This is a genomic window from Parvibaculum sp. (assembly GCF_040882025.1).
GTDB lineage: Bacteria > Pseudomonadota > Alphaproteobacteria > Parvibaculales > Parvibaculaceae > Parvibaculum.
In genome coordinates, this window is the sequence record NZ_JBBECC010000184.1 from 1 (window position 1) to 11,738 (window position 11,738).

Consider the following 11,738-nt stretch of genomic DNA (forward strand, 5'->3'; position numbering starts at 1 on the left):
ACAATCCCAATGCCACCCCTTTTGCAGAGGAATCCTCAGGGGGAGGGTGGGAAGTAAGGAACACGCCTGCCCAAAAAAACAATGTCATCCCGGGGCTTGTCCCCGGGACCCATCCTGCCCGCCGAAGCAGCGCATCGGCGTTGCGAAGGCGGGTGGTTCCCTCAGCAAGCGCGATTGCCCGCTCCCGCTCCCCCTCCCCCACATCGTCTTTGCCGGGCTTGACCCGGCAACCCAGAAGGCGCGCACCCGTCCGCCGAAGCTCCGCAAGGAGCGAAGGTGGAAGCGCCGTCTCTCTTCGCAAAAACCTCTTCGCGCCTTCGCGTCGGAGCCTGTCCTCGGGCCGCGCGCAAGCGCGGACCCGTGGGCGTGACACTTCTTCCTCCCCCCTTTGCATCCCCCGCCCGATGCGTCACCATCCCCCCATGCCGATGACCTACCGCGAATTCAACGCCTTCTGCGCCGCGCTGCCGGCCACCACCCATGTCGTGCAATGGGGCGGCGCGCATGTCTGGAAGGTGGGTGGCAAGGTCTTCGCCATCGGCGGCTGGGAGCGCGGCAGCCATCCCGGCATCACCTTCAAGGTCTCCGACATCGGCTGGGAAATGCTGCGCGACGCGCCCGGCTGCCGCCCGGCGCCCTACCTCGCCTCGCGCGGCATGAAATGGATCCAGAACCACGACAAGGGCCTCGGCAAGCGCGCGCTGAAGCAATATCTCGAAGCCTCGCACACCCTGGTCGCCGCCGGCCTGAGCAAGAAGAAGCGCGCCGAGCTGGGGCTTTGAGGCGGCGCGAGGGGGTACCACAATCCTGACTTGCCACTGTTTGCAATATTTGCTATATAACAAACATGACAAAAAACCCCGACATCGTGGCGGTGCTGCGCGCCATCCGCGCCAATCTCGACCTGACGCAGGAGCAACTCGCGGAGCGGCTCGGCGTCTCATTCGCCACGGTAAACCGTTGGGAAGGCGGTGCCAACAAGCCGCAAAAGGCGGCCCTGGCCACCATCGCCGACCTCGCTGCCGAGGCAGCGGTTGATATGGATGCCCCCGACGCACAGGCACCGGAAGCCGCCAGGGTCGCGCGGCGGCGAACCGGCGCGCGCTCGGCCACGCCCTCCACCAAATCCATGGAGCAGATGCTGTGGGATGCCGCCTGTTCCATCCGGGGCGAAAAGGACGCGGCCAAGTTCAAGGACTATCTACTGCCGCTCCTGTTCCTCAAGCGCCTGTCCGATGTCTTCGACGATGAGATCGCGCGCCTCGCCGAGGAATATGGCGACCGCGCCACGGCGCTGGAGATCGCCGAGGAGGATCACGCTCTCCTGCGCTTCTACCTGCCGCCCGAAGCGCGCTGGGCCGTCATCAGTGGACGCGAACCATATGAATGGCCCGACGACGACAAAGGAAAGAGCACGCGGCCCAAAGACATCGGCGAACATCTGACCAAGGCCGTCCGCGCCGTGGTGCGGCAGAACCCTTCCCTGTCGGGTGTCATCGACGTCGTCGATTTCGGTGCCGAGCGCAATGGCGAGCGCGACATCAATCCAGCCAAGCTGCGCGAGGTGGTCGAGACCTTCTCCGATCCGCGCTACCGGCTCGGCCTCGCCGACGTACAGCCGGATTTTCTCGGCCGCGCCTACGAATACCTGCTCCGGAAATTCGCCGAAGGCTCGGGCCAGAGCGCCGGCGAGTTCTTCACGCCCACCGAGGTCGGCTTCCTGATGGCCCACATCATGCGCCCGAAGCCCGGCGAGGAATGCCACGACTATGCCTGCGGTTCGGCCGGACTGCTCGTCAAGCTTCAGCTCGTCGGCAAGGAACTCGACCCCACAAGCAAGGTGCCGCTCAAGCTCTACGGCCAGGAACTGACGGCCGAGAGCTACGCCGTCGCCCAGATGAACGCGATCATCCACGACATGAACGTCGAGATGGCGCGCGGCGACACGATGATCAATCCGAAATTCAAGACGGCGGACAGCAAGATCAGGACCTACGACATCGTCGTCGCCAACCCGATGTGGAACCAGCCCTTCAACCCCGACATCTTCGCCGACGATCCGTTCGATCGCTTCCGCACGCAGGGCGGCGCCAGCACGGGCAAAGGCGATTGGGCCTGGCTCCAGCACACGCTTGCCTGCCTCAACGAGCGCGGCCGCGCGGCGGTGGTGCTCGACACCGGCGCGGTGACACGCGGCTCCGGCTCCAAGAACGAGGACAGGGAGCGCAACATCCGCAAATGGTTCGTCGACCGCGACATGATCGACGGCGTGATCCTGCTGCCCGATAACCTCTTCTACAACACCAACGCCGCCGGCGTGGTCGTGGTGCTGTCCAAGCGCAAGCCTGCGGCGCGCAAGAACAGGCTTGTGCTGATGAATGCCGGCCGGTGCGTGCAGAAGGGCCGGCCGAAAAATTTCATCCCCGAGGATTCCATCCGCCCGCTGGCGGCGACCTACCTGAGGGGTGAACCGGTCGATGGCGAGCTGATTGTCGTGGATTGCGCGAAGATCGCGGAAGCGGATTACAATCTCAGCCCGAGCCGGTGGGTTGGTGCTGCACAGTCCGAGGACGCGGCAAACATACCTGAATTGATCAGTTCACTTCGTTCGCTATCTGACGCCGGAGTTGAAGCAGACCTGCACCTTTTTAAGATACTTTCCAGGCTCGCGTCATGAATGGTTGGACGGACACCATTCTTGGGGACGAGATTGATCTAGCTTACGGCAAGTCCCTGCCCGCGCACGTCCGCCAGGCGGGGCCATATGAAGTGTTCGGCTCGAACGGTTGTGTTGGTCATCACGAAGAGCCGCTCATTGCTGGGCCGGGCATCATCGTCGGTCGCAAGGGCTCTGTTGGCGAGGTTGCATATTCGGAGGGAGATTTCTGGCCCATCGACACGGCCTATTATGTTGTCAACAAGGGTGGGCACGATTGGCGTTTTCTCTTTCATCTTCTTTCAAGTCTAGGGCTCAAGGGTCTGAACAGCCATAGCGCGGTGCCTGGGCTGAACCGCGAGGATGCCTATTCGATTGGCGTTTCACTCCCGGCGCAGCCCGAACAGAAAATGATCGCTGACGCTCTCGACGTCGTAGTTGACCGCCTCAAGCTTGAAGATGAAGCCATTGCACTGTCCCAAGACCTCAAGCGCGCGGCGATGCGGGTGCTGTTCAGCAACGGTTTGAGGGGCGAAGCACAGAAGGAAACCGAATTCGGTCCGGTGCCGGCAACGTGGGACGAAAGCCTGCTCGACGACTGTGCCACAGTTCAAACCGGTGCGGCGAAGGGAAGGAAATTCGCAGACGCTGAGGTGGTGGAAGTGCCTTACCTGCGCGTCGCAAATGTGCAGGATGGGCATCTCGACCTCACCGAGATGAAGGAAATCCGTATCCGGAAGTCGGAGATCGAACGCTATCGCCTGCAACTTGGCGACGTCGTTCTTACGGAAGGCGGGGATTTCGACAAGTTGGGGCGCGGTTTCATCTGGCGCGGCGAATTGGAGCTGTGCGTGCACCAGAACCACGTCTTTGCGGTGCGGCCTGATCGAGAGAAAATGCTCCCTGAGTTCTTCGCGTATCTTGCGCAAAGTCCATACGGCAAAGCCTACTTCCTGAAGGTGGCACACAAGACCACCAATCTGGCGTGCATCAACAGTACAAAGCTGAAGGCGTTTCCGGTTCCGGTGCCGCCCACCCTAGACGAGCAGCGTGAGATCGTCGCCATCCTAGACGCCATCGACCGCAAGATCGACCTGCACCGCAGAAAGCGCGCCGTGCTCGACGAACTCTTTAAGGCGCTGCTGCACAAGCTGATGACCGGCGAGATCCGCGTGGCCGATCTCGACCTCTCAGCGCTGACGCCTGCCTCACCCGGAAAGGCGGCCTGAATGTATTTCTTCTATATCGACGAATCCGGTTCGCGCGATCCCTCGACAGGCACGGCCGAAAAGCCCAAGGATCATCTCTATGTGCTGCTGGCGGTGGGCCTGTTCGAACGCCAATGGCGCCCCTTCGAACAGACCATCGCCCATGTGAAGCTCGAACTTGCCGACTATCTGAGACGGCAAGGCAAGGGCCCGTTCGATCTCGCCGATTGCGAAGTCAAATCGAACTGGATGCGCAACGCAAAGGAACGCGGAGAGAAAAGTCCATTTCTCAATGCGCTGGACGATGCCGACCGCGAGCGGTTGGTGACCGCCTATTTCGATCAGCTCGGACCGAGAAACGCAGTGATCATCGCCGCCGTCATCGACAAGCGGCATCTGCACGACCACATCACGCATGAGACGCTGCACAAAAAGGCTTACGAGTTTCTGCTCGAACGGATTCAGCACTACATGCGGGAATATCATCCCAAGCATCAGGCGCTCATCGTGATGGACGACACAAGCAAACAGCTCAATCGCGCCGTAGCGATGAAGCACGCCTATTTCCAGCGCGCCGGAAACCGGAATCTGCAGTTCCCGCAGATCGTCGAATATCCATTCTTTTCGGCGAGCGAACTGTCGAACGGCGTGCAACTGGCGGACCTGCTCGCCTACAACGTCTATCGTGCGTTTCGCAGCGAGGACCTCGCCTATCCCTATTTCGAAATGCTGCTGCCGCATTTCTACCGGCGGAAAGCGGGGCAGGTGCTCGACGGATTGAAGGTCTGGCCGGACCCTTCGCCCCTTATAGGTTTGGCCCGCGCGGCATGGGACGCCCGAAAAGAAAAGGCCCCCCAGGAGGAGGGCCGGTGATGTCGGGCTGGGCGAACCATATCGAGCCCACCAGGGGCACCCGACAGATAAATATATGGGCCATGATATTGCGCCGGGCAAGGACAATCTGTCCTGGCCGCCCGATCTTTCGCAAAAATATTCTCGAATCCGTTAACAAAATCAAAATGTTACGGGAAGACGCGAGGGGCCGGGCGTGAGCGAACTCAAGATCAGCGAGGCCGGAACGGCCCAGTTTCCGATGGTTTCGCACGCCGCCGCCATCGGCTGGACGCCTCTCGCGCCGGAGGTCGCCAGGCAGAAGCGCGGCGGCGAAGCAGGCATGATGCTGCGCGACGAGTTGGAGGCGGCGCTTGCCAGGTTCAACCCGTGGATGACGGCCGATGTCATCCGGCAGGTGATCGAGAAGTTGGAGGCGCTCCCGCCCACCATCGAGGGTAATCGCGAGGTTCTCGGCTGGCTACGCGGCGAGCGGCAATGGTACGACGAGGCCGAGAAACGGCATCGCCATGTGCAACTCATCGATTTCGAGCAGCCGGGCGAGAATGTCTTTCACGTCACCTGGGAATGGAAGCTGAAGCCGCCGGCGCGCAAGGGCAACCGCGCCGATGTGATGTTCGCCGTCAACGGCGTGCCGGTCTGCATCGTCGAGCACAAGAATCCGAAGGACGGCGGCGCCATCGACCGGGGCGTCACGCAGCTCAAGCGCTACGAAAAGGAGACGCCTGAGCTGATCGGTGCGCCGCAGCTCTTCAATGTCACGCATCTGCTCGACTACTGGTACGGCGTGACTTGGAACGCCAACCGCCGCTACATGGCGCGCTGGAAGAAGCAGCCCGAGGAGACCTACAAGTTCGCAGTACAAAGCTTCTTCGAGCCAACCGACTTTCTGCGCACGTTGCGGGACTGGATTCTGTTCTATGTCGAGGATGGCGAGACCCGGAAGTCCATTCTGCGCCAGCACCAGCGCATCGCCATCGACAAAATTGTCGAGCGCTGCGAGGACAAGGCCAGGAAGCGAGGTCTGGTCTGGCACACGCAGGGCTCGGGCAAGACCTTCACCCTGCTCACCGCCGCGCGCCTGGTCCTGGAAGACAAGGCACGGTTCCGGAATGCAACTGTGATCCTGGTGGTGGACCGCACCGAGCTTGAGGGTCAGCTCAAGGGCTGGGTCGAAAAGCTGCTCGGCGAGATGCAGGCGCAGGATATTTCGGTCTGGCGGGCGAAATCCAAAGCCGAAGTTCAGGAACTGCTGAAGACGGACAAGCGCGGCCTGATCGTCTCGATGATCCACAAGTTCGAGGGCATCGACAAGAATGCCAACACCCGCGACAACATCTATGTCTTCATCGACGAAGCGCACCGCTCGGTCGCCAAGGACCTCGGAACCTACATGATGGCCGCCGTTCCGAACGCAACCATCATCGGCTTCACCGGCACACCGATCGCCAGGACAGCTCAAGGTGAAGGCACCTTCAAGATCTTCGGCACCGATGACGAGCAAGGCTATCTCGACAGGTATTCGATCAGGGAATCCATCGAGGACGAGACGACCCTTCCGATCCGCCACACCATGGCGCCGAGCGAGATGACCGTGCCGGCTGAACGGCTGGACAAGGAGTTTTTCGAACTGGCCGCCGCCGAAGGCGTGACGGATATCGAGGAACTGAACAAGGTTCTCGACCGCGCGGTCGGCTTGCGCACCTTCCTGACCGCCGACGACCGGGTGGAAAAGGTTGCTGCCTTCGTTGCTGAACATTTCAAGGAAAAAGTGCTGCCGCTCGGCTACAAGGCCTTTCTTGTTGGTGTCAATCGCGAGGCCTGCGCCAAATATAAACGGGCACTCGACAAGCTGTTGCCGCCCGAATGGTCGGAAGCCGTTTACACCGAAAACGCGGCGGACGTGGTCGACCGCCCGCTGGTCGCCGAGATACAACTTTCGGCGGAGCGCGAAGATGATGTGCGCCTCCTGTTCAAGAAGCCTGCCGAAAATCCGAAAATCCTGATCGTCACCGACAAGCTGCTGACGGGTTATGACGCGCCGGTTCTCTATTGCATGTATCTCGACAAGCCGATGCGGGACCACGTTCTCCTCCAGGCCATCGCCCGCGTAAACCGGCCCTATGTCGACGCCAATGGCGTGCAGAAGAGGGTGGGCCTCGTCGTCGATTTCGTCGGCGTGCTGCGCGAGCTGAAAAAGGCATTGCAGTTCGATAGTTCCGATGTCAGCGGCGTAATCGAGGATCTGGACCTCCTTCTCGGCGACTTCCTCGACAGGATCGAAAAGGTCAAGAAGGACTACCTCGACGTCGGCGAGGTGGGCAGCGCCGACGAGAAGCTGGAAAAACTGGTTTATGGCCGCTTCCTCGATCCGGAACAGCGCAAGACATTTTTCGAGGCCTACAAGGAGATCGAAGCCTTGTGGGAAATACTCTCGCCGTCGCCTGAACTGCGCGACCACATCACGACCTTCAAGCGGCTGGCGCAGCTGTATGCTGCCGTGCGGAATGCCTATGCTGACCGGGTCGGCTATGTCGCCGATCTCGCCTACAAGACCCGCCGTCTGGTCGAGGAGGGTGCCACACAGGAAGGGCTTGGTAGGTTGACCAGGACTGTGACTTTCGACGTCAGGACGCTCGAAAGCCTGCGTGGTAAGCCGGGATCGGACGAAGGCAAGGTATTCAACCTCGTGCGCGGTCTTCAAAAGGAGATCGAGGACGAACCTGATGCAGCGCCCGTTCTTCAATCGTTGAAGGATAGAGCGGAGCGAATCCTGAAGGACCTGGAGAATCGGAGGACCACCGGCCTTGCCGCCATGGACTTGCTTTCGGCCCTCGCCAGGGAGAAGGAAGAAGCGGTCAAGGCGGCCAAAGACAGCGGCCTGTCGACGCGGGCCTTCGGCGTCTATTGGAACCTGAAGGACGACGATACACTTCGCAATGCCGGAATCTCCGCCATGGAATTGGCGCGCGACGCCGAGATTGAGACACGTCGCTTTCCAAATGCCGATGTCAATGACGACGAGCAGCGGAAGCTGCGCGCTACCCTCTACCGGCCGCTGCTCGGACTTGGCAAGGAAGATCGCGGTCGGATTGTAGATGTCATTCTCTCGATCTTGCTCGATGGGGAGCGCGATGCTGACGCATGAGGGGAGACGACAGCAAGTTCGCTTTCGGGTCTTGTATTGGTCCAAACGCCTGAAAGTGACCCCTCGCCTGGTGCGCGTACAGCGCATGACACGAAAATGGGGTTCCTGCTCCACCAATGGCACCGTCACGCTTGCGGAGGATTTAGTGGATCAGGATGTCCAGTTTCAGGACTTCGTGATTGTGCATGAGCTTCTTCATCTTCGCATTCCAAATCACGGAAGGCTCTTCAAGGCGACGATGACGGCCTTCATGTCCAGGCGTGCGGACAATGGGAGATACGCTACCGCTCTGACAGACAACGGGGTCGCGCGCTAATCCATCCGTACACAGACCAACCCTCACCCCTCCGGCCGCGTCCAGATCCAGCTGCCGCCGATCAGCGCCGCCGCCAGCGGCGCCAGCGACCAGGGCAGCGGCGCCAGCAGCAGCGCGACGACCGCGCTGATGGCAAACGCCGCCAGCGCCGCCTGCTTGCCCCGGCGCGAGATGGCGCCGCGCCTCCGCCACAGCCGGATATGAGGACCGAAACCCGGATGCGTCAGCAGCCGCTGCTCCAGCGCCTTGTTGCTGCGCGCAAAACAGAAGGCGGCGAGAATCAGGAACGGCACGGTCGGCAAGAGCGGCAGCACCACGCCGAGCCCGCCCAGCGCCAGCGCCGCGAAGCCGGCGATCAGATAGAATGTCTTCGTCAATCCCGTCTCCGCGAGTGTCGCCATGCCGGGCCACGATACGCCGGGCCGGATGCGCCGCGCCATGATGCGCCAGGCCATGCCGCGCCGGGAAGGCCCGCCCGGAAAGAATCGTCCGGAAACGCGACAAAACCGGAGACCCGGAGCGTTTCATTGCTTCCGCGAACAATGAAACGCTCCGGCGCGCGCGTCGTCTCAGCGCCGGGTCACGACGATTTCGAGATACTTGCTGGGCACGGCCATCGTGCCGTCATGCGCGGCGTTCATCGAGCCGATCAGGGCAACGAGATCGGCTTCCAGCGCCCGCTGCTTTGGCGCGTCCAGGTTCTCGAACGCTTTCTGCAGCGGCCCGTAGATCGCGCGCCAGGTGTCGATCCAGTGTTGCGCGGAGCGATAGCGCAAAACGAAATGGCGTTCGGTTGCGGCAATCGCGGCGGCGCCGGCGAACAATTCCTCCAGCCGCGCGCGCGTGCCCCAGAGCGCGGGCGACGCAAGGCCCGGCGCCGGCGGCACATAGCCGCCCAGCGTCTTGAACAACTGGCCGATGAAGCTGTCGGGGGTCCAGTTCGCCAGGCCGATCTTGCCGCCGGGGCGGCAGACGCGCGCCATTTCGGCGGCGGCCTTTTTCTGGTCCGGCGCGAACATGACGCCGAATGTCGACATCACCGCATCGAATTCGCCGTCGGCGAAAGGCAGCGCTTCGGCGTCGGCAAGCTCGAAGCGCATCGGCAGCCGCTCCGCCGTGGCGCGTTCCTGGCCGCGCTCCAACAGCTCTTCCACATAGTCGCTCGAGGTGACGTCGCAGAAGCGCCGCGCGGCGGCGAGCGAACAATTGCCGTTGCCGGCCGCGACATCGAGAACGCGCTGGCCCGCGCGCAGGTCCAGCGCCTCGCACAGGCTCTCGCCCACGATTTGCAGCGTCACGCCGACCACGGAATAGTCGCCGGCGGACCACGCCGCCTTCTGCCTGGCCTTGATGGCCGCGTAGTCCGGCGTGGCTTGTTTGGTTGAAACGTCGGGCATGTGTATTCTCCGTAAAAAGGCATGCGGCGACCGTCGCCGCGCCTGGCGGCCGGTATAGGCGCGGGCCCCGTCCCAACCTTGAAGAAAACCTGGAGAAAAGCTGAAGATTGGCCGGATTTTTCGGCTTGGGGCCCCCATGGGGCAAGGCCGCCCGGCCGCTTCGGCACAACGGCATGATCCAGCGGTTCGACGATTGCGAACTCGACACCGACCGGCGCGAGCTGCGCCGCGCGGGCGTGCTTGTGCCGGTCGAGCCGCAGGTATTCGAGCTTCTGGCCTATCTGGTCGCGCGTCCGAGCCGGGTCGTCACCAGGGACGAGCTCAACGAAGCGGTCTGGAACGGACGCATCGTCTCGGATTCCGCGCTCTCCAGCCGCATCAAGTCCGCCCGCCAGGCGATCGGCGACGACGGAAAGTCGCAATCCCTCATTCGCACCGTGCATGGCCGGGGCTTCCGTTTCGTCGGCGCCGCGCTGGACGAAGCCTTGCCGGTGGCGGCGGACGGGGCGGCGGTTGCGCATGAACAGCCGGTCGTCGCCGTGCTTTCCTTCGAAAATCTGTCCGGCGACGCGGACCAGGATTATTTCTCCGACGGCATCACCGCCGACATCATCGCCACCCTGGCCCGGCATCGCTGGCTCGGCGTCGTCGCGCGCAACACCACGCTTCAATTCAAGGGCCGCGTCGTCGGCATCGCCGAAATCGCGCGTGAAACCGGCGCGGCCTACATCGTCGAAGGCAGCGTCCGGCGCGCCGGGCCGCGCGTGCGCGTCAATGTGCAACTGATCGATGTTGAGAGCGGCAATTATATCTGGACCGAACGCTACGACCGCCAGTCGGAAGACCTCTTCGAAATCCAGGAAGACATCACGCAAACCGTCGCGGCGCGGCTCGAGCCCGAGATCGGCTATGAGGAGCGGCGCAAGATCGTCAGCGCGGCCGGCTCGCGCGATCTGCGCGCATGGGAATGCTTTCACCTCGGCCTTTCCCACTTCTTCCGGTTCACCGGACCGGACAACGGCAAGGCCCAGGACTATCTGCAGCGCGCGCGCGAGGCGGACCCGGGCTTCGGCGACGCGCATGCCTGGTGGGCCTATGCCGTGGTGCTCGGCACCGTCTACTGGGACACCGAGCCGACCCCGGCCCGCCTCGACGCGGCGCTGGCGGCCACCGTCAGGGCGCTTGAGCTCGACGACAAGAATGCGGTTTTCTACGCCCTCAAGGCGCGCGTGCAGCTTGTGCGCGGCGAATATGAAAGCGCCATCGAGGGCAACGGCATCGCCATCGAATTCAATCCGTCGCTTGCGGCCGCTCATTGCGGGCTGGCCGATTCGCTCACCTTTCTCGGCCGCTACGACGAAGCCGTCAGCCGCTTCGAAAAGGCCATCGCCCTCAGCACCAACGATCCGCAATGCTGGGCTTTCTATACCTATGGCGCGCTGGCCCTGATCCTGCACGGCGAGTTCGCGCGCGCCATCGAATGGACCAACCGTGCAACCGAGATACCCAACCGCCAGTACTGGACCCTGGCGCACAAGGCCGTCGCGCTGGCCGGCCTCGATCGCCGCGACGAAGCACGCCGCGCCCTGGCGGCGGCGCGGGCGGAGCAGCCGGCCCTGTCGATCTCCTTCGCGCGGCGAAAGCTTTACTACATCAAGCAGCCCGAGCAGCTGGCGCGCTATCTCGAAGGCCTCGCGCTCGCCGGCGCCCCGCCCTGATCGCGCGACACGGGACATCCGGCGCGCGATGCCGCCGGATCGACACCGGGTCGCTGGTCGCGAATCGTTCGGGCGTCACCGAATCCCGGCATGTGGATTGGCGGCATTCACAGGCTCAACCTGTCATTTGTCGGCGCCACCGCCGCCACCCGCTCACGCCCGGGGACAAGGCGGAAGCAAACCATGTGCGCCCCGGGGATAATTCATGGTTAAGTCCGTATACGGATCGATCAGCCAGCCGTGCCGCCGGGGATAAGTCATGAATAAATCCGTACACGGATCATCGAAAACCCGGTTTGTGACAGTTTTATGACAGTTTCGTGACAGAGGGGGGGTCCGGGCCGGTTTTCGCTGCTGAAAAAGTGGTGCACCCGACACGATTCGAACGTGTGACCTCTGCCTTCGGAGGGCAGCGCTCTATCCAGCTGAGCTACGGGTGCCGG

Annotated in this window: 9 protein-coding genes and 1 tRNA gene; 7 read left to right on the forward strand and 3 right to left on the reverse strand. The window is 62.5% G+C overall.

Annotation, left to right across the window (positions count from 1 at the left end; translation table 11 throughout):
• The first annotated feature begins 428 nt into the window (after positions 1-428).
• The 6 genes from WEB61_RS13635 (at position 429) to WEB61_RS13660 (ending at position 8,180) form a co-directional block, all read left to right on the forward strand.
• On the forward strand, positions 429-782 hold the full coding sequence (locus WEB61_RS13635; RefSeq protein WP_368064894.1) for an MmcQ/YjbR family DNA-binding protein: 354 nt from the start codon (positions 429-431) through the stop codon (positions 780-782).
• A 65-nt stretch (positions 783-847) separates the two neighbouring features.
• Complete coding sequence (locus WEB61_RS13640) at positions 848-2,677, forward strand: N-6 DNA methylase (protein WP_368064886.1); 1,830 nt, start codon at positions 848-850, stop codon at positions 2,675-2,677.
• A complete protein-coding gene (locus WEB61_RS13645; protein ID WP_368064887.1) occupies positions 2,674-3,885 on the forward strand; it encodes a restriction endonuclease subunit S in 1,212 nt (403 codons plus the stop codon). The genes WEB61_RS13640 and WEB61_RS13645 overlap by 4 nt, the downstream gene beginning before the upstream one ends.
• Complete coding sequence (locus tag WEB61_RS13650; RefSeq protein WP_368064888.1) at positions 3,886-4,737, forward strand: DUF3800 domain-containing protein; 852 nt, start codon at positions 3,886-3,888, stop codon at positions 4,735-4,737.
• Positions 4,738-4,912: 175 nt separating this feature from the next.
• Positions 4,913-7,864, forward strand: a complete 2,952-nt coding sequence (locus tag WEB61_RS13655; protein WP_368064889.1) for a type I restriction endonuclease subunit R — start codon at positions 4,913-4,915, stop codon at positions 7,862-7,864.
• Positions 7,851-8,180 (forward strand): M48 family metallopeptidase, encoded by a 330-nt coding sequence (locus tag WEB61_RS13660; RefSeq protein WP_368064890.1) that lies wholly within the window; start codon positions 7,851-7,853, stop codon positions 8,178-8,180. Before WEB61_RS13655 ends, WEB61_RS13660 begins: the two co-directional genes overlap by 14 nt.
• A gap of 23 nt (positions 8,181-8,203) precedes the next feature.
• Here WEB61_RS13660 and WEB61_RS13665 read toward each other — a convergent pair whose 3' ends face one another.
• Together WEB61_RS13665 and WEB61_RS13670 are read right to left on the reverse strand one after the other, a co-directional pair.
• The gene (locus tag WEB61_RS13665) at positions 8,204-8,635 is read right to left on the reverse strand and encodes a YbaN family protein (protein WP_368064891.1); all 432 of its coding nucleotides are present in this window, start codon (positions 8,633-8,635) and stop codon (positions 8,204-8,206) included.
• 114 nt (positions 8,636-8,749) lie between these two features.
• Positions 8,750-9,577: a class I SAM-dependent methyltransferase gene (locus WEB61_RS13670; RefSeq protein WP_368064892.1), complete on the reverse strand. Its 828-nt coding sequence runs from the start codon at positions 9,575-9,577 to the stop codon at positions 8,750-8,752.
• A 173-nt stretch (positions 9,578-9,750) separates the two neighbouring features.
• On the opposite strand from WEB61_RS13670, the gene WEB61_RS13675 reads away from it, so the two are divergent.
• A complete protein-coding gene (locus WEB61_RS13675) occupies positions 9,751-11,295 on the forward strand; it encodes a winged helix-turn-helix domain-containing tetratricopeptide repeat protein (protein WP_368064893.1) in 1,545 nt (514 codons plus the stop codon).
• A 363-nt stretch (positions 11,296-11,658) separates the two neighbouring features.
• Here the strand turns inward: WEB61_RS13675 and WEB61_RS13680 are convergent.
• A tRNA-Arg gene (locus WEB61_RS13680) sits at positions 11,659-11,735 on the reverse strand.
• Positions 11,736-11,738: the final 3 nt, after the last annotated feature.